Origin of the sequence: Francisella sp. 19S2-4 (assembly GCF_036281795.1) — a bacterium.
Lineage (GTDB): Bacteria > Pseudomonadota > Gammaproteobacteria > Francisellales > Francisellaceae > Francisella.
Window position 1 is genome coordinate 1 of record NZ_JAWUZH010000036.1, and the last position, 23,440, is coordinate 23,440.

The window sequence follows — 23,440 nt, forward strand, 5'->3', positions numbered from 1 at the left end:
AAAATACTAATATCTGTAACATCTGTATTTTACAAAATATATCTAACAATTTGGGATATTAATTCAACAGTCTTTAATCTATCAAAAGTCAATTTTGAATAATTAAAATATCTCTGGTATTCTAATATATTTAAAACATAATTTAATAACCTTATGGATGAATCACATCTACCTAAATCAAAATGGTTAATAATAATTGCATGGATAATATGCTTAATCGCAACTTTAAATTATAGTTTTGACTTTTTTATCCGCGCAGCTCCTGGCGTAATGGCTGAAGATCTTAAAAATGCTTTTAACATTGGATATGCTAAAATTGGCTGGCTTTCTTCAGCATACTTCATCTCATATACCATTATGCAAATTCCTGCTGGTGTCATTCTAGATAAATATAATCGTAAAGTAGTAATAAGTATTGCCACAGCTCTATGCGTATTAGGAAACTATCTGTTTTCAGCGACAAACCATTATGAAGTCTCATTTATCGGTAGGATACTTATGGGAATTGGCTCAGCATTTGGTTTTATAGGTGCTGCTAAAATGGCTGGAATGTGGTTACCACAAAGATTTTTCTCTACTTTTATAGGGTTTACTACTGTTATAGGGATACTCGGTGGATTATTTACAGATGTTTTTCTTTCAAACCTTGTTGCTAAGCTTGGCTGGAAAGAAGGCAATGCAGTATTTACATACTTTGGAATAGCCCTTTTCTTATTAATAGTTGTTTTTATTAAAGATAATAAAAAACATGTTGAGAAATTTACACACTTTAGTGAAGCTAGCTTAACTGAAACTATTATAAAATTATTTAAAATAATAATGAGCCCTAAGTTCTGGGTTGCTAGTTTAATTGGAGCTAGTATATTTATGCCAATCAATGTCCTTGGATCATTATGGGGAGTTAGCTTAATAGAAGATAAATTAGGTGTCGATCAATCAGTAGCATCTCATTTAAATAGTTTTCTATTTGCTGGGGCAGCTATTGGATTTGCAGTATTTGGTATTATTAGTGCTTATACGAATCGTTTTAGATTATTATTAATACTCAGCTTAGTCTCATCAGGCTTATTAATAATCGTTATTGCATATATCCCAATGGATAAAAATATATTTATACTTTCATATTTAGCTTTAGGTATTATGGCTGGCCCTCAGGCAATAACTTTTGCTATAGCAAAAATTATCTCACCTCCAGGAACTTCTGCATCAAGCACTGCGGGAGTAAATATGATAAATAATTTATTCCCTGTTATATTATTACCGGGTATCGGATACATACTATCACTTTCTCAAGATAATATTTATCTATCTTATAATCAATCATTTAATCTAGTTATAGCTATATTAGCTGGCTTACTATTAGCATGCATACCTCTTGCCTTTTTTCTTCCAAAAGAGATTGATGCTTAAAAAATAAGTTCCTCAGGATATGGATTAAGATAGCTTTGTCTATTTAGATAAGGCAGTTCAAGCTCTAAAAGATACATTTTTATAATACTTACAGGAACATCCCAAGAAACCTTACAATCTTTATATTTATTCAATATTTCTTGAAGATATTGACGTTGCGATTTAGATATTTTTTTATTTATCTCACGTAAAACATTTTGTAAAGCCATATAATGAGCTCCTCTTTTAGCAGGAGAGGCTATAGCATGCATAAATAGTTCTATATACTTATACTTAATCTCATTAATATCTGCTTTATTCCCAGCTTCAGAAAGCATATTACCTAAGACTTTCTTAACTTTATTATTATGCATCCGCAATAGCACTTTATGCTTTGAATGATATTGCATCATTTCAGTAATATTTGAACAGCTCATAAAAACTGTTTTTAAATCATAGTAGCAGAATACTTTACGAAGAAAATGATCTCTTAATGTTTTATCTACAAGCTTACCATCATCTTCTATTGGTAAAAGAGGATCATACTCTCTAAGGGCTCTAACAAATAAACCATCAGCTTTAACACCTGTGTAGCCATGATTTTCATCAAACACTCTAGCAGTTGCTACACCACAGCTGGGAGATTTAGCTTTTAAGATAAACCCATAAACAGTACCAATGTTTGATACTAACTTATCAACAGCCTGTTTAAGCTTATCTGTAACATCAATATGTGTTTTATTTGTTTTGACTGCTAGTATATTTTTTTGAGCATTTTCTACTAGAAATAATGTTGATCTTGGGACACCTAATCCTGCAGCAATTTCTGGACAAACTACTTTATAATCAAAATAATTTGCATATGCTCCTGTTATATATGATTTATGACAATTTCCGCCATTATAACGGACATTGTTACCAACCAAACAACTACTCACACCTATAGATATCTTATCCATTTATTACCAAGCAATTAATATTAGTTTATTTAAATTCTGACACTCTCTAACACCTAAAGCAAGAAAAACTCATGTAGACATCAAGGTACAATTACAATAGAGTTATTTTTTATAAAAAATCAGAAATAAACTAATATATGCTGAAGAAAGTTGGCATCAATAGAAATGGTATGATAGATTACACACATTCAAATAAATATAGCGCCATTCTAGTCTAAAAATCAGATTTCAGAATAGCTTTTTGAATGAAGAATTACTTATTTTAAAAATAAAAAAAGAGTTGCATTATCAATAACATAATAATCAACTCTCCCTACTTTACTTATTGAGAATAAACTATGAACTTTTATACAATCTTTGTAACAATATTTTTATTAATGGATGGAGTTGGTAATATTCCTATATTTCTAGGCATACTTAAAAAATATAATAGCGTTGACCAGAGAAAGATAATAATTAGAGAAATGATTTTTGCTTTTTTAATACTAAGTTTATTTTTCTTCTGTGGTAAAGCTATTTTAGGCTTAATGAATATCTCTGTTGCAGCAGTACAAGTTTCAGGTGGTGTAATTTTATTTATTATGGCGCTAAAAATGATATATCCTAGTGATGAAAATATGAGACCTGAAGATGATTCCGACCCTTTCATCGTTCCATTAGCAATTCCTTTAATGGCTGGGCCATCAAGTATTGCTATGGTTATGATCATAGCTCAGCATAATAGTATAGGCATATGGTTAAGCTGGTTATCTATAATTTTAGCTTGTCTTGCCACATTACTAATACTTTTAATTGCTCCTTTCTTAAAACGCATATTAGGCAAAAGAGGTATGAGAGCAGTTGAAAGGCTTATGGGAATGATACTAACAATTATTAGTACTCAAATGATAATTACAGGTATTCTTCAAGCGATAAGATAATAGTAAACTCTATAAAATACTTATTCAAAAGAAGTAGCTATATCAAGTATTTCTTTTAATCGTTCATCTGTATCGGCAATAGCTAAAATCATAACTTTATGATTAAGCTCAAGATTTCCTATACAGGTAATAATAACTCCCTCATTATCACCATATGTATAATCTATCCCATTAGATTTTAAATATTCGTGATAATCATCTATAGTCGAATTTATCGGTACAACTACATTATTATGTCCAACCCATGGCTTATGCTCGCCGTTACGCAACTCATAAGCCAAGAAACCGGCATATATAGCCCCTGTTTGTCTTGCATTAACTTCTAATACATATGGAACAATCTCACCATCAATCTCACGAATTAAAAGATCTACACCAACAATTCCTCTAACACCCATATCACGCAAAATTTCTGTTACTTCATCACACATTTGCATAACAGCAGGCTCATCACTAAACTCTGACTTATATTTATTACCCAAATGAGTTTGGCCATCTAACATTTGATCACTAAGTCCTAAACAGATATCATTTTCTTTTTTATCTGCAATACTTACTTGAAAGGCTGGCGAGCCAAGATTATCTAACCAAGGATCAATCATGAAGATCTCAACTCTTCGCATAAGTTTCAAAATCTCTCGCAACTCTCTTTCACTTTGGAATCTATGAATACCATAACCTGAACATGCTCTAGGCATAATTACAGCACATTCATATATACCCTTATTTTCATATTTACGATATATTTTTAGTGCTTTTTTAACATAGTCCTCATCAGAAACAGTTGAAATGATATTTACACTAGGAACAAGTATATCTTTATCATGTAACATCTGTCTTAAGAACGACTTATCATTCAGAAACTGAGAAAGCGCTTCTGACAATCCATAATTTTTCTTATATTTAATACCTAAAAGCTCCACTGCTGTCGCTGAAGTAAAAGGTACAAGATCAGTATACTCAGGATTACTAAATTCTGGAATTTGATCGGCATAATTCATAACGATTGTTGAAAATCTATAATGTTCATTATGTAAAAATATGAAATTATCCATACTTATATAATCAAATCCAATCTTATTAAAATAAGAAACCATTTTTTCAACTTCATCTTGGGTTTTCTTAGGTAAAATTATCTTATGTTCTTTAGCAAGTAGACACAATGTACGCGTAACATATTTATCAACAAAAGAGCTTACTAGGTCTGCACCATAAATATCCGTAGTGTTAGGTATATGAATAGCTTTTTTGCCCCATATTTTCTCAGAAATAGAATTTGTTGTTTTTATTGCCATAAGTTATGCACCTTTTAATTGTTGTTGTTTACACGTACTGGCAACAGCCTTAGCAAATGCTTCAGCCATCGTTTGTAATTTCTTTTTATCAACCTCTAAGTTAGCTATATCATATTGCTGATCATCTGTTGTTACTTTGGATAAAAGATCTTTAGGTATATCAATACAGACAGTTTCTAACTCACAGACAAGATAATGTGCCACTAAATGCTCTGCAAGAATATATGGCTTATCATATTGTATATCTATACCTACATTCTCTAATTCATGAGATAAGGATTCTAATAATACTTTAGAAGCAAATATCCCATTACGAGCATCTCCTGTAAAAAGTTCTGTTATTCTTTTTTCACCTTCTATATGTGCATTCTTATATAAATTAATATAATCTTTTAATGTTTCTGGAGTTTCTATTATTGCTTCAGAATACCTTTCTTGAATAACATTAGGTGAATAACTAGACATTGTATGTAAATCTATTGAAACAGCATTATAACTTTTTGCTACAGCAACCACATGGCAGAGTTTCTGCATATATGCATCATAAAGTTTTACTAAAGAATTTTTTAACTCTGGATGCTGATCATAATCAATGATATTTCTTATACAATTTGGATATAATCTTCCAGCATCTAATATTGAACGAGGAAATGTTGGCTCCATAATTAAAGTATATAAACCATATTCTGAATATAGCTTTTGCGCAATAGCATGACCAAGAGAATATGTCCCAAAATCACATTCAATTGCTAGAAAGTCATTAAAGTCTTCTTTATCTAACTTTACAAGTTGCCTTATTGCAGGATAGTCAAACTCAACAAAATTATTTCCAAGTTCTGCATGCGGACAAGTTATAACTAGATCAAACCTAAGATTTTCATCCGTATAGAAATACAAAGTCGCAGACTCATAATGTTTTGTGTAAAAAGGCTTGACTATTTTGCTCATCTAATTTAAATAAAGTATATACAATACAAGTAATTTTTATACATTACAAACAATTATAACAACTATAAAACTAATAATAAAATTCAAAATTCTTTATAATGTACCAATGAAAATAAATATTCGTACAAATTAGTATGTTTTTAAAAAATAGAAAAGAGGGTTCAATACTAAGCTTTTTAGTAGTTTCTTTTGCAAGTTTCTTCGCTGTATTTATGCTTGTAATCTCAATATTTAGCTTTTATCAAGTTAAGCATCAAAATGATGCTCTTTTTGATTATCAACTAAAATCAGCTGCTCAAGTTATTGAAACAGTCCTAAAGATATATCCTTTAGAACGCGATAAAAATGCCACAAATATGATCGTTGATAGAATATCCTCTTCTTTCTTAGATATAAAAAATCATAATGAAAGTGTTGGATTTATTGTTTATGACCTTAAACGCAATAGATTACTTCTAAAAACTTCCAATCTTCCAATCTTTCATAAAGACTACCAAAATATTACTTCAAAGACAGGGTTTGACTGGTTTTACAGCGATGCCTCAGGAATTCAAAGACACTGGTATACATACACATTAAAAACAGATGGTGACAAAATTATAACAGTATTTGCCAACAATGATGTTAAAGATAGAGTTTCTAGACAAATAATTTTTAAGTTTGCCATACTTCTAGCTTCAACTTACATAATTCTAATAGCCTTTATATACTATATTTTAAGAACAGCTTTACATCCTCTTGAACGTATAAATAGACGTGTTGCAAAAATAAATCCTCGTAGAAATGAGAAACTCGATGAAGATATTATTCCTTATGAAATTAAATCCCTAGTTGAGCAAATAAATTCTTTAATTGAAAAATTCCATGAAACATTAGAAAGAGAAAAACGTTTCTCTGGCGATGCCGCTCACGAATTAAAAACGCCTATTGCTGGAGTAAAAACCCTAGTTGAGATTGCTCTTTCATCAGATAATATTGAAGAGATAAAACAAAAACTAGTAAAAATTAAAAGCTCTACTAATCGATATTCACATATTATTGATCAATTATTAACACTAAGTCGAATCCAACCAAATGAGCAAATTACATTTGGTAAAAAACTTATGATTAATAAAACTCTAGAGGGATTTATTGCCGAAAATGCTATCAAGGCTATTGAGAAAGGCATTGAAGTTTCATTTTTCCCTTCCGAGAAGCAAATTTATTGTTATAGTAATGATTACCTACTTGGTATATTATTCAAAAACTTAATTTCAAATGCTATTAAATACACACCAAATGGTGGAACTATTGAGATTCACTCTCGTCAAGAAGGTAGTGATATTATTGTTGAGATAAAAGATAATGGTATTGGAGTACCACCAGAGAATATCGATCGTATTTTTGATAGATTCTATCGTGAAACAGGAACTGGTGAAGAAGGTAGTGGGCTAGGCTTAGCAATAGTTACAGAAATTGTTAGACTACATCATGGTAAAATTAACGCAAAAAACAATACTGACCAAAAAGGGCTTACTGTAACTGTTACAATACCTACAAACTACAATTCTGAAAGTTAATTAAAAGTATATATTTGACATTTATTTTATAGGTACCTTTCTAAAGCATCTTGCATTTTTAAATCATCAAATACAAATCCTCTTGATAGCAGCTTTGTTGGTCTAATATTTTGACTTGAGAGCAATAGTTCTTCACCCATTTGACCAAATAATAATTTAACCATAAATGTTGGTATTTTAATTGTGCGCTTCTTAGCTAGATATTTTGTTAATAGCTTTATTAATATCTGATGTTGGCAGACATTAGGAGCTGTTAGATTAAAAATTTCCTTATTATCAAATTTATTATCAATAACAAAATCAAAAGCCCTGCACAAATCATGTGCACTAATCCAACTCATATAATTGTGCCCATCTCCTAGCATAGTTATAAAACCAAGCTTAGCTGACATTGACATCTTTTGCAGAGCCCCACCATTTCCAATGACAACTCCAAAACGAAAAATAGTATATCTTCTAAGTGGTGAGTCAACTAAACATTTTTCCCATTCATCGACAACTTCTTGACCAAAAGTTAGCTTATCATAGTCTCTACTATGATTATCCTCATCCTGGATTAGTTTAGAAAAATTATAATAGCCTATAGCACTTGCATTAATTAGCCAGATATTTTTGGATCCTATAAGACCAACTAGCCTCTTTGTTGGATTAATACGACTTGATAATATTTTCTTTTTAACACTCTTACTCCAGCGTTTTTCTCCAATATTAAAACCACATAGATTTATCACAATATCATACTTAACAATAACATCTTCTGTTAAATCATCCCATGTAATCAAATCATTATAACTAGCTATAGTACTTTCTCTTGATCTAGTCAAAAGAGTTAACTCATACTTTTGATTTAGATATTTCGATAGCTCCCTACCAATAAAGCCCGAGCCCCCTGCTATTAATATTTTCATTACATGCCCCATAATATTTTTCTTTTCTTCACTTACCATTATATTGATAAAATCACTCGAGTGAACATTACATTTTATTAATCTTATAGAAATCAACTTGAGAATATAGTTTTGATATGAGAACCTTTAATTATAAATTTAGCCCTCCCAGCTGAAAATCACTAGCTCTATGAGCTGGATTTTAACAACCAAAAATGTAAGAGGTTTTATTATGTACTGGGTTGAGATTCTTTCAAGAATACAATTTGCTTTCACTGTAAGCTTTCACATACTATTTCCAGCTTTCAGCATAGGATTATCAACTTTTTTGATGATCTTTGAGGCACTATGGTTAATAACAAAAAATGACAAATACTTATCTATTGTCAAATTTTGGACAAAAATATTTGCTCTGACATTTGGTATGGGTGTCGTTTCGGGTATTGTTATGGAGTTTCAGTTTGGCGCTAACTGGGCAGGCTTTGCAGAGAAGGTAGGCCCTGTACTTGGTTCTTTATTTACCTATGAAGTTCTAACAGCATTTTTTATAGAAGCTGGTGCCTTAGGAATAATGATATTTGGTTGGGGTCGAATTAACAAATATATCCACTTTCTAGCAAATTTTACAATTTTTGTTGGTGTTACATTATCAGCATTTTGGATATTATCAGCAAACTCTTGGATGCAGACTCCAGATGGGGTTCACTATGTAAACGGTAGGTTTGACGTTTATAGCTGGTATCACGTAATATTTAACCCATCTGTTATCCCTAGATACATACATATGCTTTTAGCAGCTTATCTAAGCACCTTAATGGTTATTCTAGGTGTTAGCTCTTATTATCTAATAAAAGATAAGTATCATTCTTTTGCAAAAACTTGTATTAAGTTTTCAATAATTTCAATACTAGTATTAAGCTTGAGTCAACTTATGGTTGGTGATGATGTTGGTAGAGAAGTACATGAAAATCAACCACTAAAAACTGCCGCGATAGAAGGGGTTTGGAATACTCAAAAAGGAGCTCCTTTTGTAGTTTTTGCATACCCAAGTGAATCCCAAGAGAAAAATTTATTTTCTATAGAAATACCTAAACTAGCTTCTTTAATAAACACCCATGAACTTAATGGTGAATTAATAGGTCTAAAATCAGTACCTGAAAAAGATAGACCTGTTGTTGCTGTAGTGTTTTATAGCTTTAGAATAATGGTTGGTATTGGAACTCTAATGATCTTAATCGGTTTAGTTGGTACAACATTACTAGCAAGGAAAAAAGTACATTCAGCGAAATGGTTTCTTAAAATATGCACCCTAACTACACCTCTAGGTTTTGTTGCTATTATTACAGGGTGGTTTACTGCCGAATTTGGTAGGCAGCCATGGGTTGTTTATAACATTCTTAGAACACAATACTCTGTAAGTGATATTAGTTTTTGGCAAGTTTTTTTATCACTAGCTTCAATAATTATTGTCTACTTTATTATATTTGGTTATTTCTACTTTAAATATTTACTAAGGATTATTAAAGGTGGACCAAATTCTCCAGGAGAAGAAAGAATGCCTTACTCATACTTTCAATCTGTTGAAAAAAATGTAAGCGAGGAGGAATAAGTCATGGATTTAGCATTAATTTGGTTAATGATAATTGCGTTCGCTCTACTTTTATATGTCATATTAGATGGTTTTGCTCTTGGTATGGGAATACTGTTTCCTTTTCTAGATGATCATCAAAGAGATATTGCAACTAGTATTTTATTACCTACATGGGATGGTAATCAAACATGGCTAGTTTTTGCTCTAGCATGCTTTTATGGTATGTTCCCCATCGCTTTTGCATATATTTTTCCTAAAATATATTTATCCGCTATTTTACTTGTAGTAATGATACTACTGAGAGGTATATGCTTCGAATTTAGACTGAAATCTTCACAAAAAGGCATTAAAAATTGGGATCGTTTATTCTTCATATCATCTTTTGTTGCTACTTTCTTACAAGGCTATATAGTTGGAGAACTAATCGTTGGATTCCCGCATGGTGCTTTATATGATATAGGATTTTCTTCTGTTACAGGAGTTACATTAATCTTTGGTTATGCTTTATTAGGAGCTACTCGCTTAATACTGAAAACGGAAAATGAGCTGTTTATTAAAGCTAAGCAGTTTGCCAAAAAGTGTTCTAAAGTTTTGGTTATCCTAATGCTTGTGATTGGCATAATTACACCATTATATGTCAAACTTCCTTTTGATAATTTATATAAAATGGTAATTCTAGGGGAGTTATTTGTGCTTACATTAGTATGTGCATTTGTCTTAATAAAAGCTGTCGATGCGAAAAATCATGCTTTAGCTTATTGGCTTGCGGTTGGTATTTTTATATTTACTTATATAAGTATGCTAACGCTAATCTTCCCATATGTAATCTCTTACGAAATAACTTACCTACAAGCTAAAGCAAGTGATACAACTTTATTATTTACACTAATTCCTGCGATTATTATGATACCTCTATTACTACTTTATACGAGTTATGCGTATTATATTTTTAGAGGAAAAACAAAAGAAAAATTACATTACTAAAACTTATTTATCTAACTATTATGTATTTAGCTGCCTCTTCTGGTGTGATAGTTCCAGCTTTAAGTAGATTTTCTATACTTTGCTCCATTGTTGTCATACCTTTTGAAGTACCAGTTTGCAAAGCTGTATATATTTGAGAGAGCTTATTTTCTTTAATCATGTTTCTAATACCAGAATTAGATATAAGTACCTCATAACTAGCTACTCGTCCGCCTCCTTTACGCTTAAGCAATCTTTGTGAAATAACTATTTGTAAAGATTCTGCCAACATATTTCGTACTAATTCCTGCTCAGCCGGAGGAAAAACCGAAATAACCCTGTCAACAGTTTTAATCGCTGACATTGTATGTAAAGTTCCTAAAACTAAATGCCCTGTTTCAGCAGCCTCTAATGCTAAACGGATCGTCTCTAAATCTCTCATTTCACCAACAAGGATACAATCTGGATCTTCTCTAAGTGCTGATTTTAATGCCGCATTAAAGCTCTTAGTATCTCTTTTGACTTCACGTTGATTAACTAATGCTCTTTGGCTAACATGAACAAATTCAACAGGATCTTCAATCGTTAAAATATGAGAATCTTCTTTTTGATTTATTTCATTAACTAACGCTGCTAAGGTACTACTTTTACCAGAACCAGTAGGACCTGTCACAAGAATTAAACCACCCTTTTTAGCCTGCACTTCTTTAAGTATTCTAGGAGCTCCAAACTGATCAAGTGTAGGAATCTTATTTTCTAAACGACGAAAAACTGCACCATATCCTCTATTGTGGAAAAAAGCATTAACCCTAAATCTAGCATCATTCTCTTTATCATCTATAGAAAAATCACACTCAAACGTATTTACTAACTCATCTTTTTGATCATCAGTCATTATTTCTAAAAGCATTTGAGAAATCATTTTATCATTTAATACAGGCGATGACTCTATATCAATCAAATCTCCATCTATTCTATATTTAGCCCTACAGCCAGAAGATAAATGTAAATCTGATGCTTTCTTCTGTACACAAATTGTTAGTAATTTTCTTATCATATGTAAATAGCATCTAAATTAATTATTATAGTACTAAACTTTAACACTAAAAAATAATAAAAAAAATAAGCTTTTGATATTTTTCATTACTATCTTATAAGAGTTACAAAAACATATTTGTCTTAGAGGATATTAAAAAAGAAGTATTAAGTTAAAGATTAAAAAACTATTCTAAGAATATTTATTTAAATATTTTTTTAAAGAAACTAGCCATTTTTGAGAATGGGCAAGAAGCATCTGAAGATCCTTCAGAACAAGACTTAGATTCTACAGAGTCATGCTTTTTCTCTTGATTCATCATATCTTTCAAAACAGTTTGTAAAATACCTCCATTTTTTAGATAATCAACATCAACATCTGCATCTAAACGAGCTAGCGCTTCAAATGTTGTAGTATGTGCAGTTTTAGGATGTACCGCTTCTACAACAACTTTTTGACGTGGCTTAATATTATTTAAGTTTTTAATATTAAACATCTCAGAACCATCTAAACCTAAACTCTTAGCATTTTGACCATTTACATACTCAAGAGGTAAGACTCCCATACCAACTAAGTTCGATCTATGAATTCTCTCATAGCTTTCTGCAATAACTGCTTTAACACCTAATAAGAATGTACCTTTAGCTGCCCAGTCACGTGATGAACCTGTTCCATATTCTTTACCTGCTAAGATAACCAGTGGAATATCTTTTTCTTTATATTTCATCGCAGCATCAAAAACATACTGCTGTGAACCATCAAGATGATACTTAGTAAAACCACCTTCAACATTGTCTAAAAGTAAGTTACGAATACGGATATTTGCAAAAGTACCTCTCATCATAACCTCATGGTTACCACGACGAGAACCATATGAGTTGAAGTCTTTTTTCTCAACGCCATGTGATTTTAGATATTGTCCTGCAGGGTACTCTTCAGGTATCGCACCAGCCGGAGATATATGGTCTGTAGTTACAGAATCTCCTAGCATCAAAAGAGTTCTTGCTCCTTTAATATCTAGATCATCATTGCCTTCAGCAAACTTCTCAAAGAAGTTAGGGCACTGAATATAAGTAGAAGATTCATCAAACTCATACAACTTACCTTCAGGAGCATCAAGTTTTTGCCAATCTTCTGTTCCATCAAGTACTGTTGCATATGCTTTTTCAAACATTGCGGAGTTAATTACATGAGATTGAATAGCAGCAATTTCTTCAGTAGTTGGCCAAATATCTGCAAGATATACATCATTACCTTCAGAATCTGTACCAACAGCATCTTCAACAGGATCAAAATTAACTGTACCAGCCAAAGCATAAGCTACAACATGAATAGGTGATGCTAAATAGTTTGCTTTTACATATGGATTGATACGTCCTTCAAAGTTACGGTTACCTGAACTTACTGAAGCCACTACTAGATCCGCTTCATCGATTGCATCAATAACTGGCTGATCTAATGGACCTGAGTTACCAATACATGTAGTACAGCCATAACCCACTAAGTCAAAGCCTAAATTCTCAAGCTCTGGAAGCAAATTTGCTTTTTCAAGATATTGTGTTACAACTTGTGATCCAGGTGCTAAAGAAGTCTTAACAAAAGGCTTAACTTTTAGACCTTTTTCATTTGCCTTTTTAGCAAGTAATCCAGCGCCTAAAAGTAGTGAAGGATTTGATGTATTTGTACATGATGTAATTGCAGCAATAGCAAGTGATCCATGAGTAATAGATTCATCTAGACCTTTTACTTCGGCAGATTTCTGTAATTGCTCTTCTGTTAAGCCAAAACCATGTAATCCTTGCTCATGAACTAAAGCTTCAGCAAAAGCTTTTTTCATATCATGGAAAGCAACTCTATCTTGAGGACGCTTAGGGCCTGCTAAGTTAGACTCAACTTCAGATAGATCAATTTCTACCAAACTAGAATACTCTGGTTCTTCTGCTGGATTTTCTCTAAATAACATTTGCTCTTTATACATTTCGCGTGCAGCATCAACAAGCTCGCCACGATTAGTGTTTTTAAAGAAATCTAAAGTTACTTCATCAACAGGGAAGAAACCAATAGTAGCACCATATTCTGGAGCCATATTAGCAATAGTTGCTCTATCAGGTAAAGATAGACTTTCTAAGCCTTCACCATAGTACTCGACAAACTTGCCCACTACGCCGTGTTTTCTAAGCACTTCTGTAATCTTTAAAACTAAATCTGTAGCTGTTACACCAGTTTTTAACTTGCCTGTAAGTTTCACACCTACAACATCTGGAAGTACCATATAATATGGCTGACCAAGCATTACAGCCTCAGCTTCAATGCCTCCAACACCCCAACCAACAACACCAACACCATTGATCATTGTAGTATGAGAGTCTGTACCTACTAAAGTATCTGGATAAATTACATTTTCACCATTGATATTTTTAACTAGAGCTCCTTTTGCAAAATACTCTAAGTTTACTTGGTGAATAATACCCATTCCTGGTGGAACTACTATGAAATCATCAAATGCTTTTTGTGCCCACTTAAGTAAGCTGTATCTTTCACCATTTCTTTCAAACTCTTTAGCTACGTTTTGTGCTAAAGCTGTTTTTGTGCCGTAGTAATCTACTTGAACAGAATGGTCAATAACCATCGCAGTATCTACAAGAGGGTTAATTTTATCAGCATCTCCACCAGCATCCTTGATCGCCTTTCTCATTGCTGCTAAATCAACTACTGCTGGAACACCAGTAAAGTCTTGCATTACAACTCTAGCAGGCATATGTGGAATTTCAGGCCTAGAACTAGCTTTAGCATCCCAATCTAGTACCTTATTCATATCCTCTTCTTTTACTTTATAACCATCAATATTTCTTAGTTGGTTTTCTAGTAATACTCTAATTGAATATGGTAGACGATTTACATCTTTACCAAGTTCTTGAGAAAGTTTTTTTAAGCTATACAGAGAATACTTATTTCCCTTATCCTCTATACTCAGCTTAGTGATATTTTTAATATCAGACATGCTATTAACCTCCGTAGATACCATATTTTTTTTGCATACAGGTATATTTTAACCTTTTAATGCTTATTTGTATATAAAATAAAACTCTTCAGACTTTGCTTTTGGCTTAATCTTCACATCACCTTATTTAGAATAAATACTACCCTCAATTTAATGCATCTAACCTAATAATTTACAATTTGTTACAATAGCTAAATATTTTAGATACATTTATAAACTATTATTTATTATAAAGTATTAATTTTTTAAAGAGAAAATTGAAAATGACAAATATCAAATACTATCCAAAATCCTATATAATGTCAGAAGAGTTAAAACGTTTCTTTATACAAGTAACAAATAATATTGACTTGCAAAAAGAGTTATTCAATACAAAAACTTTAGCTGAAGTTGCTGATATAGCAGTTAAATTAGGCTTTAAGATAAGACCTGCTGAAATTCTACAAGCGCAAGCAGGTAGAACACTTGCAATTATTGATGAGCAACCTAATGATATCATTTACCTACTATCAGGTAGAAAAGCTAAAACAGGGGCTCAATGGGGTCGTGGAGGTGGTGGTTTTTTAGATAACCCTGGTTACTGGCTTATAGAGCTTGCTACTCCTGAGGCTATTACGCAAAATGAAGTATTGATTAATGACTTTCTTGCAAAAGTTAATGAGAAAACAGAGCTCAAAGATAAACTATATAAAACTAAATCTTTTAACTCACTCCAGCAACTGATGCAAAAATCTGGTTTTGATATTACTGCGGAAGAGCTTCTTTCACACCAAGCGCAAAAAATATTAGCATTAACTGAAGATGCTGCTGATAATATGGCATCTAATTAATTTTTATTATACTTTTGTAAAATTAAACCCAATTATTTACCTGATCCTTTTGAACACATATAGCACCTAACGCTATATTATTATTTGCTTGCATATAAGTCATTTTATCTGGAGAGATAGATATTTTTTTAACTGAGAAAGTCTTCGGATTTACTAATAACACCATGATAACTTGACATCCTCCTTTTCTATCACAAGTTGATTGTGGTAACTTCGCACCAAAATCAGGTGTCTTGATAAGAGAAGGAATCACATACCCTTTTGGACAGGTTATTTTAGCTTGTGTACCTGACAAATCTAACGTTGCCTTTTCTAATTGATATATTCCCTGTTCAAATCCTGTCTTAGCATAATCTCCTGTAAGTATAACATTTTGACTTGCACCACTATCTTCTTTACTACAAGCAACTAAACTTATAATTACTAGCATAGTTAATAAATATTTAGCTATTTTTTGCATAAGTTTCCTTATTAGTTTTTAAACAAAGATAAATCAAGTCTTCCTTTTTTAAAAGGTGGACACCATAAATAACTAGTTTCAATAATTTTAGAGAATTTAAATACCCCATCTACGATACCATCATCTCCACCAAGCATGTTCCACATTTGCAGATTAAAAGATCTATATGAAGTGGCAAATGCTGAAAACATAAATCCTCCATTTAGGTTGTCATCTGACCAAGGCATCGATTTTCTTAGAAGTAGTGCCTCTGGATCAAAGTTTTCTTTTGCTGATCTTTTTACATGTGCAAAATCTTTTAGATTCTCAAATTGATGTGAATCATCTAATGATCTACCAATACACTCTTCTTTTTCTGTTTGGCTAACACTATTCAACCAGTTAAAATCATGCAACCATTGTTGAAGCACCCAAAAACTTGATCCCTCTAAGCTTCCTTGCGTAGATATTATAGCTGCTGGAACTTCTTCTTCACCTTTTGGATTTTCTATTCCATCCTCAAACCCAGAAAGATCATATTTACCATGATATGTATAGCTTGAGATAGCTTTTTGAAAATTAAAATAATCTCCCAAAGCTTTTTTAATATTTATAGCATTATGAAACAGCTCTCCCTTATCATCACCTCGTAACCACAATACTAGATCATAGCCATCGCTATCTGACATTCTTTCACTATTAAACAAAGCTCTTTGAAACTCTTCATCTTTTGGTATTTCAAACATTCTCAAAAGATTATTACCAAAGCCAGCCACAACACTTTTACCATCAACAAATCTTTGCAAGATTTTTAATCCAAAGCTAACATCTATGTCTTTCTTAAGGTTAAACATCATATATATTGCTGATGAAAGTAGGTTCTCTACCATTCCAACTTGATATTTTATTATTTCCATCCTAACTTTCTCTTATAAAATTATTACTAATAGTTATAATATAAACAATAAACGCAAAACTCCATAAGCAATGATAAAAAAACAACTTTCCTTCTTTCTTATTGTAGGTATCTTAGCCGCGGCAACTAACTTTATTATTGTTTGGATACTAGTTGAAGCCAATGTTTTCAAACCTCTAGTTGCAAATTTTTTTGCTTTTCTAATAGCTTTTAATGTTAGCTATTTTGGCCATAGGTTTCTTACATTTTCAACCACAACAAAATCTCATAAGAAAGCTGCATCACAGTTTTTTATAAATGTAATGATTGGTCTAGTTTTAAATGAACTTATCTACTATATTCTTTTGCATCTGCTAAAAATACAGTACTTATTAGCACTGTTTATAACGATGGGACTTGTTGCTATTTATACATTTATAGTAAGTAAGTTTTTAATCTTTAAAGCTTAGATTGAGATATTTTTATTTGCCACCAATGTTGCATAATTAGTTTTGTCTAAAATAAAAAATTTATTCCTGTCAATATCTTTTTTATAATCCGCAAAAGCATGATCTCTTTCTCTTAAATGTATATTATGCTTATTCCTAATAACAATTAAATCTAATTTTTTTGAACTATTCCAGGTATTTATAAATTTATCATAAGACATCATATACTCTTTAGAGCCCGAATTTTTAAAGCTTTTAGCATAGTCTAGTTCTTGCTCATCATTTATCATTATAGGTATTTTCTTAGTATAAAATCCTATTTCATAAAACCTATGACTAGCATAAAGCTTAATATTTGGGTACTTCTTAGCTATTATATTTATATCCTCTGCAAATTTTTCTACATTTTTACCATCTAAATACTGTCCTACTCCATAGCCAAAATTTGCTACAAATATCATCACTACAGAAAAACAAACAACAATCTTTTTAAGCTCTTGTTTTTTGATAGCATTAACAACAATAAATACTACAACTATTGAAACAAAAAATATTGGTAATAATAAAATTGCCACTTGCCAAATATATCCTTTAACTATAGGCAATGCTAAAACCACTACACTTGCTATAGGTAATAAAGCAAATATAAATGTTGGAACTATGATAGATAATTTATCAAACTTAGAAAAATTTCTTTTTGACAATCTATTAATGTAAATAGCAATCAATATTCCAAAAGGCAATATTAGAGGTGCTAAATAACCAAACAAAAAAGATTTCGACATAGCAAAAAATACAAAGATAAAACTCCCCCATATAAATAAAAACCACTCCAGTCGATTGTTTTTTCTATCTTTGAATCTTTTTTTAGAGAAAAATTTTCTAAGGGCTTGAGGTAAAAAGAATGTCCAAGGGAAAAATGCAGCCATCGATGCAAGAAAATAAATAATAATAGAGATATCCCTATCCTGTGAGTCTGTTGCATATCTTAGTACTTGTTGAACCATTATATAATAGTAAGCGAACCCATGATAACGATCATCTACAGCAACTATCCATGGCACAGATATAACTAACACTATTATCAGTCCTAGATATAGTCTAATATCAAATAATCTTTTCCACTCTAGCATTACTATAGAATATATTCCAACTATAGCCATAGGAAAAACTATGCCCATAAGCCCCTTTGTCATTACAGCTAATCCAGAAAAAACAAATGCTATAATAAGCCAACAAGTACTCTTTCTATAGTTATCATCATAATTTAAACTGATCCAGTAACTAAGCAAAGTTAAATTTAAAAATACAGCTATACCAAGGTCTATATCCAAATATCTGCCAACAAACAAAATCATTATTGTTGTCATTGTAATAACAGTAGATAACATCGCCACTGCTCTAGATTTTAAAACAAGACGAACAGCATAATAAACAAACATTAGACAAAATAGTAATAAAACGGGATTAACTAAACGTCCACCCCAAGTATTTTCACCAAAAATATTCATAAAAAAACTTGTTAGCCAATATATGATTGGTGGCTTATGAAAAAATACAATACCATTAACGTGAGGAACTATAAAACTCCCCCCTGATAACATTTCTCTAGCAACCTCAGAATATCTAGTTTCATCAGGCACATAAAAACTTGGTAAACCATATAGAAAGAAACCAAATATAACCAACAAAAATATGAATAAATAATCTTTATGTCTCTTCAACATTTTAAAATAAGCAACTATAGAATTTAATTATGATAATGTATCATACTTTTCATAACTTTAATTGTTTATTTTTAACTGGCCTATCAAAAAATTAATATTCTAAAAACCTAGCAGTCAGTATAAAATGTGATTAATATTATATATAAACTTCATTTCAGCTAGATTTAATAAAATGAAATTAATTAGTATTATTATCCCTATCAAAGATGAGTATGATAGCTTAGAACATCTCTTTAATAAACTTATTCCTATTGTTGAAAATCTTCCAGTCAAGTATGAACTTATTTTTGTAAATGATGGGAGTATTGATAATACGCTTAGCGAATTATTAAAAAGACAAAAAACTAACCCAAATATAAAAGTTATAGATCTTTCAAGAAACTTTGGTAAAGAAGCCGCATTATATGCTGGATTTGACAACTGTTTAGGAGATGCTGCAATATCTATAGACGCTGATCTACAGGATCCTCCTGAACTAATCACTGAAATGGTTAAATATTGGCTCGATGGTTATGAAGTTGTTACAGCTGTTAGAGAAAATAGAGATACAGACACAAATACGAAAAAAAGAACTGCTGGACTCTTTTACAAGCTTATAAATAGAATAAGCGATGATACAAAACTTACACCTAATGCTGGAGACTATAGATTATTAAATCGCCAAGCTATAGAAGCATTCTTATCTTTAAAAGAAAAAGTTAGATTTAATAAAGGATTATTTGCATGGATAGGCTTTAAAGAAAAAATTCTTTATCACAAAAGAGATCTTCGTATTGCTGGCCAAACTAAATGGAACTATTTAAAACTTTTTAAACTTTCTATTGACGGAATAACTAGCTTTAGTAAAGCTCCTTTAGAAATATGGTCATACTTAGGATTTTTTATCGCTTTATTTGCTTTTATATATGGACTTTTCATCATTATTAAAGTACTTTTATTTGGTATAGTTATCCCTGGGTACGCGTCAATAGTAACGATTTTATTGTTCCTCACTGGCTTACAAATGATTGGAATTGGTGTACTTGGTAAATATATAGGTAGAATATTTATAGAATCAAAGCAACGACCTCTATATATAATGAAAAAAATTTATCAAAATGATGAAGGAAATGATTTAAAGCTGTAATATTTTAAGAATTATGTTTAATATCCAAACTCAAATCAGCATATATATCCATTTCCCGTGGTGTGTCCGCAAATGTCCGTATTGTGATTTTAACTCGCATGCAATAAAAGATGATTTATTCTTATCTGAACAATACTATAAACAACTTATTATTGACTTTAATAATCATCTTGAGGACTTACAAGATCGAGAAGTAATTAGTATTTTTATAGGGGGTGGAACACCATCACTATTTAAACCAGAATATCTTAATAAAGTCTTAGATCATATAAATAAAAATGCTCGCCTTAGTAACAACTGTGAAATAACTTTGGAAATGAATCCCGGCACTGTAGAAAGAGGCTCTATCTTAAGCTATCAAGATATTGGTATAAATAGAATATCACTAGGTGTTCAAAGTTTCCAAGATGAAAAACTTAAAATACTTGGTAGAATCCATAATACTGAAAATGTCTATAATACTATTGATGAAATAAAAAAGTCGAGCGTATCAAACTTTAATATAGATATTATGCATGGCCTACCAAATCAAAGTTTTGACGATGGAATATTTGATATTTCAGAAGCTATAGCTATGCAACCAACTCATATTTCATGGTATCAATTAACTATTGAGCCAAATACCCTATTTGCAGCAAAACCTCCAAAGCTACCGAATGAAGAAACTCTAGAAAACATTGAAATAACAGGTAAAAAACTGCTTGATAATGCAGGATATAGACAATATGAAATTTCTGCATATGCAAAAAACAATCTACAATCAAAACATAACTCTAACTACTGGATGTTTGGCGACTATATTGGTATTGGCGCAGGGGCACATAGTAAGATTACAAACCTTAAAACAAAAGAAATAAAAAGGTCATGGAAGCATAAACATCCAAAGATATATACACAAGCTAAAAATCTCATAAAAGATTCTATAGTTGTGACAAAGCAAGATTTGATTTATGAATTTATGCTTAACACTCTAAGATTAAAAAATGGTTTTGATCTAAAAATATTTGAAGAACAGACATTCTTACCAAGTAGCACTATTAAAGAAAAACTTCAAACTGGCTTAGAGAGGGGCTTACTTACTATTTCTGACAGCAAAATAAAGCCTTCAGATAAAGGATATTTATTTCTAAATGATTGTATCAATCTTTTTATCTAATCATCATATCTAACTTGAAAAACTTTTCCGCTTATAGCATCAATAAACACTTCTACTTCTTGATTATTAGAATCTAAACATTCTACTTTATAAGCACCTTTAGAATTCTTAACTTGTGTAATTATCTTACATCTATCTTTTGGTACCGCATTTAATGCCTGGCTCATGTTAATTTCTTTAGATTTTGACTTTTTCACAGCAGGAACTGCTCCCGTAGTTGGATCTATATACAAAGATTGTTCTTGACCATTTTTATTAATGACTTTTGCTTTGTAAATACCATCGTCGTACTTTACTTCATTAATTCCATCATACCCTTGGGAGTATATATTAGCAACTATCTTATTTATTGGTACAGCTGTGGTAGGTGGAATATCATCAGCTATAGCTATCGATGATAGCATTGCTATTGATAAAAAAGAACCTAAAACTATTTTCCTCATATTAACTCTCTATTTTTATATAAATTTAATAATTTGAGCCTATCATCTGAAATCTTAAAAATCAATTCTATATTAATATCTAGAAAACATCTTATAAGGATTATAACTCTCCTTTTAAAACTAAGCTTATATACTTATCAACTTGATCCTTCAAAAACTTCATTATTTTTGTTCTATCTTTTAAATATTTTGAAACAATAATAGCTTGTCTATCATGGAAAGTTTTAGCAGAAATACCTTTTATTTTTCTCACAGAAGACAGTTTTAAAATTTGATCATAATTATCTGCAAGAACACCTACACCTAAATTATTCTGTATAAGTTTCAGCTTTTGAGCATCATCTTCAACAATATACTTAATATTCTTAATGAAAAAATTACTGTCATCATCATCAAAACTGAAATCTAAACTCTGATCTTCTAAGCGATCTCTCCTAAATATAAAAGGTACTTTAAAGATATTTCTAGGCTCATTATCAAGATCATATTCTTTGATTAACTCTTCTCCAGCATAAAGTTTAGATGGCATACTCGCAGAGTCAACATATGCACATATCAACCAACGATCTTGGTCAATTTTTTCTAAATCTCTTGCTGTTATAATTGCTATATCATAATTATTTAGATGATGAAAATAAGTATGAGTATGGTATAACAAATAGCTATCAAAAGAAAATGTATATTTTTTACTATTCTCAAGCTCAGGTAAATTCTCTAATAAGTAATTTATGAAAAATCTAGTACCATATACACGTATATAGTCCAATGTATCTATCCCTTTATATTTAGCACTCAAAATACTATGTTCTAGATCCGTATATAATCTATGACAAGATGAATAATATTTCATACCATCTTTCGTTATCTCTATTTTATTGCTATTGGGCTGGGTCAGCTTAACTCCTAAATAACTTTCTAAAAGCTCTAATTTACTTCTAACCGTATTAATCTCAACAGAATAAAAATTTTTAACTGCAGTATATGAGCCTAACTCAACTAAGGATATAAAATATCTTGTCCCTTCTATAACATTCTTATCAACTACTTCTTTAATGGGATTACTCATAATTACATTTACACACTATAGAAAGATAATATAATTATAATATCACATTTTAAATACTATAATATTTGATAACAATAAGTTTAATTGCATTAAATAGTAAGATAAAAAACAACCTTAATTCAACATTAATAAAAAATTATTTACCAATTATAGTTTTTACATAACTATCAACTTGTTCACGTAAAAACTTAATCATTTTTGCTATGTTAGGAATATGCTTTGAAACTATCACTATAACTCTCTCATGAAATATCTCACTTGTTATATTATCTAATGCTACGATTTTAGAATTAGAGATTTGTGCATAATTATCCAACAATACACCTGCACCTAGCCCTTTTTCAATAAGCATAACCTTATAGTTATCATCTTCTACAAGGTATTTTATATTTTCAATTGTATTTGAACTTATTCAATTTATCGTTATATTTAAACTAAATGCAATATGGTCTCTACGTAAAATAAATAGTATTTTAAAAACATTTGTAGGATTGTTATTCAAATCATATTCATCTATTAATTTCTGATTCAAATAAATCTTTGACGGTAAACTTACAGAATCAATAGTCGCACAAATTATCCAATTATCTTGATCTATTTTTTCGAGATCTTTTGCTACTCTCTGTTATATTTATTTTATTACCGCTTAACTAAATTAACTCCTAAATAGCTCTCAAGAAGCTCCAAAAGACTGTTGAATTAATATCCCAAATTGTTAGATATATTTTGTAAAATACAGATGTTACAGATATTAGTATTTT

At 30.9% G+C, this 23,440-nt stretch carries 21 protein-coding genes; 9 read left to right on the forward strand and 12 right to left on the reverse strand.

Annotation, left to right across the window (positions count from 1 at the left end; all coding sequences use genetic code 11):
• Positions 1–153: 153 nt before the first annotated feature.
• Complete coding sequence (locus R8535_RS08100) at positions 154–1,410, forward strand: MFS transporter (RefSeq protein ID WP_329498240.1); 1,257 nt, start codon at positions 154–156, stop codon at positions 1,408–1,410.
• Here the strand turns inward: R8535_RS08100 and R8535_RS08105 are convergent.
• The gene (locus R8535_RS08105) at positions 1,407–2,348 is read right to left on the reverse strand and encodes a YbgA family protein (protein ID WP_329498238.1); all 942 of its coding nucleotides are present in this window, start codon (positions 2,346–2,348) and stop codon (positions 1,407–1,409) included. The two genes, R8535_RS08100 and R8535_RS08105, sit on opposite strands and share 4 nt — an antisense overlap.
• Before the next feature lie 338 nt (positions 2,349–2,686).
• Between R8535_RS08105 and R8535_RS08110 the strand changes: the two genes are divergently transcribed.
• The gene (locus tag R8535_RS08110) at positions 2,687–3,268 is read left to right on the forward strand and encodes a MarC family protein (protein WP_329498237.1); all 582 of its coding nucleotides are present in this window, start codon (positions 2,687–2,689) and stop codon (positions 3,266–3,268) included.
• Positions 3,269–3,288: 20 nt separating this feature from the next.
• On the opposite strand, the gene R8535_RS08115 is transcribed toward R8535_RS08110, so the two are convergent.
• The gene (locus tag R8535_RS08115; protein ID WP_329498234.1) at positions 3,289–4,563 is read right to left on the reverse strand and encodes an ATP-grasp domain-containing protein; all 1,275 of its coding nucleotides are present in this window, start codon (positions 4,561–4,563) and stop codon (positions 3,289–3,291) included.
• 3 nt (positions 4,564–4,566) lie between these two features.
• On the reverse strand, positions 4,567–5,511 hold the full coding sequence (locus R8535_RS08120) for a hypothetical protein (protein WP_329498232.1): 945 nt from the start codon (positions 5,509–5,511) through the stop codon (positions 4,567–4,569).
• A gap of 134 nt (positions 5,512–5,645) precedes the next feature.
• On the opposite strand from R8535_RS08120, the gene R8535_RS08125 reads away from it, so the two are divergent.
• Positions 5,646–7,070 carry a sensor histidine kinase gene (locus R8535_RS08125; RefSeq protein ID WP_329498230.1) on the forward strand — a complete coding sequence of 475 codons (1,425 nt, stop codon included), beginning with the start codon at positions 5,646–5,648 and terminating at the stop codon, positions 7,068–7,070.
• Positions 7,071–7,096: 26 nt separating this feature from the next.
• On the opposite strand, the gene R8535_RS08130 is transcribed toward R8535_RS08125, so the two are convergent.
• Positions 7,097–7,978 carry a TIGR01777 family oxidoreductase gene (locus R8535_RS08130; protein WP_329498228.1) on the reverse strand — a complete coding sequence of 294 codons (882 nt, stop codon included), beginning with the start codon at positions 7,976–7,978 and terminating at the stop codon, positions 7,097–7,099.
• 211 nt (positions 7,979–8,189) lie between these two features.
• Between R8535_RS08130 and R8535_RS08135 the strand changes: the two genes are divergently transcribed.
• Both R8535_RS08135 and R8535_RS08140 read left to right on the forward strand, forming a co-directional pair.
• The gene (locus R8535_RS08135) at positions 8,190–9,566 is read left to right on the forward strand and encodes a cytochrome ubiquinol oxidase subunit I (RefSeq protein WP_329498226.1); all 1,377 of its coding nucleotides are present in this window, start codon (positions 8,190–8,192) and stop codon (positions 9,564–9,566) included.
• Between the two features lie 3 nt (positions 9,567–9,569).
• Positions 9,570–10,532 carry a cytochrome d ubiquinol oxidase subunit II gene (locus R8535_RS08140; protein ID WP_329498224.1) on the forward strand — a complete coding sequence of 321 codons (963 nt, stop codon included), beginning with the start codon at positions 9,570–9,572 and terminating at the stop codon, positions 10,530–10,532.
• Between the two features lie 7 nt (positions 10,533–10,539).
• On the opposite strand, the gene R8535_RS08145 is transcribed toward R8535_RS08140, so the two are convergent.
• Entirely contained in the window at positions 10,540–11,568 is a 1,029-nt protein-coding gene (locus tag R8535_RS08145; protein WP_329498222.1) for a type IV pilus twitching motility protein PilT, read from the reverse strand.
• 181 nt (positions 11,569–11,749) lie between these two features.
• Entirely contained in the window at positions 11,750–14,548 is a 2,799-nt protein-coding gene (gene acnA / locus R8535_RS08150) for an aconitate hydratase AcnA (protein WP_329498220.1), read from the reverse strand.
• 263 nt (positions 14,549–14,811) lie between these two features.
• On the opposite strand from acnA, the gene R8535_RS08155 reads away from it, so the two are divergent.
• Positions 14,812–15,378 carry a Nif11-like leader peptide family natural product precursor gene (locus R8535_RS08155; RefSeq protein ID WP_329498218.1) on the forward strand — a complete coding sequence of 189 codons (567 nt, stop codon included), beginning with the start codon at positions 14,812–14,814 and terminating at the stop codon, positions 15,376–15,378.
• Positions 15,379–15,400: 22 nt separating this feature from the next.
• Here the strand turns inward: R8535_RS08155 and R8535_RS08160 are convergent, their stop codons facing one another.
• Positions 15,401–15,838, reverse strand: a complete 438-nt coding sequence (locus R8535_RS08160; protein WP_329498216.1) for a hypothetical protein — start codon at positions 15,836–15,838, stop codon at positions 15,401–15,403.
• Between the two features lie 11 nt (positions 15,839–15,849).
• Positions 15,850–16,734 (reverse strand): Dyp-type peroxidase, encoded by an 885-nt coding sequence (locus R8535_RS08165; protein WP_329498214.1) that lies wholly within the window; start codon positions 16,732–16,734, stop codon positions 15,850–15,852.
• Between the two features lie 70 nt (positions 16,735–16,804).
• Between R8535_RS08165 and R8535_RS08170 the strand changes: the two genes are divergently transcribed.
• Positions 16,805–17,182: a GtrA family protein gene (locus R8535_RS08170; RefSeq protein WP_329498213.1), complete on the forward strand. Its 378-nt coding sequence runs from the start codon at positions 16,805–16,807 to the stop codon at positions 17,180–17,182.
• Here the strand turns inward: R8535_RS08170 and R8535_RS08175 are convergent.
• Positions 17,179–18,888 (reverse strand): ArnT family glycosyltransferase, encoded by a 1,710-nt coding sequence (locus R8535_RS08175; RefSeq protein ID WP_329498211.1) that lies wholly within the window; start codon positions 18,886–18,888, stop codon positions 17,179–17,181. The two genes, R8535_RS08170 and R8535_RS08175, sit on opposite strands and share 4 nt — an antisense overlap.
• Positions 18,889–19,060: 172 nt before the next feature.
• Here R8535_RS08175 and R8535_RS08180 point away from each other — a divergent pair, with 172 nt between their 5' ends.
• Together R8535_RS08180 and hemW are read left to right on the forward strand one after the other, a co-directional pair.
• The gene (locus R8535_RS08180) at positions 19,061–20,014 is read left to right on the forward strand and encodes a glycosyltransferase family 2 protein (protein WP_329498210.1); all 954 of its coding nucleotides are present in this window, start codon (positions 19,061–19,063) and stop codon (positions 20,012–20,014) included.
• Positions 20,015–20,027: 13 nt separating this feature from the next.
• Complete coding sequence (gene hemW, locus R8535_RS08185; RefSeq protein WP_329498208.1) at positions 20,028–21,170, forward strand: radical SAM family heme chaperone HemW; 1,143 nt, start codon at positions 20,028–20,030, stop codon at positions 21,168–21,170.
• Here hemW and R8535_RS08190 read toward each other — a convergent pair.
• The 3 genes from R8535_RS08190 to R8535_RS08200 all read right to left on the reverse strand — a co-directional run bounded on the left by R8535_RS08190 (position 21,167) and on the right by R8535_RS08200 (position 23,031).
• On the reverse strand, positions 21,167–21,613 hold the full coding sequence (locus tag R8535_RS08190) for a PepSY domain-containing protein (protein ID WP_329498206.1): 447 nt from the start codon (positions 21,611–21,613) through the stop codon (positions 21,167–21,169). The genes hemW and R8535_RS08190 overlap by 4 nt on opposite strands.
• A 100-nt stretch (positions 21,614–21,713) precedes the next feature.
• Positions 21,714–22,679: a LysR family transcriptional regulator gene (locus R8535_RS08195; protein ID WP_329498204.1), complete on the reverse strand. Its 966-nt coding sequence runs from the start codon at positions 22,677–22,679 to the stop codon at positions 21,714–21,716.
• A 136-nt stretch (positions 22,680–22,815) separates the two neighbouring features.
• Positions 22,816–23,031 carry a hypothetical protein gene (locus R8535_RS08200; protein WP_329498203.1) on the reverse strand — a complete coding sequence of 72 codons (216 nt, stop codon included), beginning with the start codon at positions 23,029–23,031 and terminating at the stop codon, positions 22,816–22,818.
• Positions 23,032–23,440 lie beyond the last annotated feature (409 nt).

Coding starts and splice junctions, on each gene's coding strand:
- R8535_RS08100 (WP_329498240.1), top strand. CDS start 154: ATGGATGAATCACATCTACCTAAATCAAAATGGTTAATAATAATTGCA.
- R8535_RS08105 (WP_329498238.1), bottom strand. CDS start 2,348: ATGGATAAGATATCTATAGGTGTGAGTAGTTGTTTGGTTGGTAACAAT.
- R8535_RS08110 (WP_329498237.1), top strand. CDS start 2,687: ATGAACTTTTATACAATCTTTGTAACAATATTTTTATTAATGGATGGA.
- R8535_RS08115 (WP_329498234.1), bottom strand. CDS start 4,563: ATGGCAATAAAAACAACAAATTCTATTTCTGAGAAAATATGGGGCAAA.
- R8535_RS08120 (WP_329498232.1), bottom strand. CDS start 5,511: ATGAGCAAAATAGTCAAGCCTTTTTACACAAAACATTATGAGTCTGCG.
- R8535_RS08125 (WP_329498230.1), top strand. CDS start 5,646: ATGTTTTTAAAAAATAGAAAAGAGGGTTCAATACTAAGCTTTTTAGTA.
- R8535_RS08130 (WP_329498228.1), bottom strand. CDS start 7,978: ATGAAAATATTAATAGCAGGGGGCTCGGGCTTTATTGGTAGGGAGCTA.
- R8535_RS08135 (WP_329498226.1), top strand. CDS start 8,190: ATGTACTGGGTTGAGATTCTTTCAAGAATACAATTTGCTTTCACTGTA.
- R8535_RS08140 (WP_329498224.1), top strand. CDS start 9,570: ATGGATTTAGCATTAATTTGGTTAATGATAATTGCGTTCGCTCTACTT.
- R8535_RS08145 (WP_329498222.1), bottom strand. CDS start 11,568: ATGATAAGAAAATTACTAACAATTTGTGTACAGAAGAAAGCATCAGAT.
- acnA (WP_329498220.1), bottom strand. CDS start 14,548: ATGTCTGATATTAAAAATATCACTAAGCTGAGTATAGAGGATAAGGGA.
- R8535_RS08155 (WP_329498218.1), top strand. CDS start 14,812: ATGACAAATATCAAATACTATCCAAAATCCTATATAATGTCAGAAGAG.
- R8535_RS08160 (WP_329498216.1), bottom strand. CDS start 15,838: ATGCAAAAAATAGCTAAATATTTATTAACTATGCTAGTAATTATAAGT.
- R8535_RS08165 (WP_329498214.1), bottom strand. CDS start 16,734: ATGGAAATAATAAAATATCAAGTTGGAATGGTAGAGAACCTACTTTCA.
- R8535_RS08170 (WP_329498213.1), top strand. CDS start 16,805: ATGATAAAAAAACAACTTTCCTTCTTTCTTATTGTAGGTATCTTAGCC.
- R8535_RS08175 (WP_329498211.1), bottom strand. CDS start 18,888: ATGTTGAAGAGACATAAAGATTATTTATTCATATTTTTGTTGGTTATA.
- R8535_RS08180 (WP_329498210.1), top strand. CDS start 19,061: ATGAAATTAATTAGTATTATTATCCCTATCAAAGATGAGTATGATAGC.
- hemW (WP_329498208.1), top strand. CDS start 20,028: ATGTTTAATATCCAAACTCAAATCAGCATATATATCCATTTCCCGTGG.
- R8535_RS08190 (WP_329498206.1), bottom strand. CDS start 21,613: ATGAGGAAAATAGTTTTAGGTTCTTTTTTATCAATAGCAATGCTATCA.
- R8535_RS08195 (WP_329498204.1), bottom strand. CDS start 22,679: ATGAGTAATCCCATTAAAGAAGTAGTTGATAAGAATGTTATAGAAGGG.
- R8535_RS08200 (WP_329498203.1), bottom strand. CDS start 23,031: ATGCTTATTGAAAAAGGGCTAGGTGCAGGTGTATTGTTGGATAATTAT.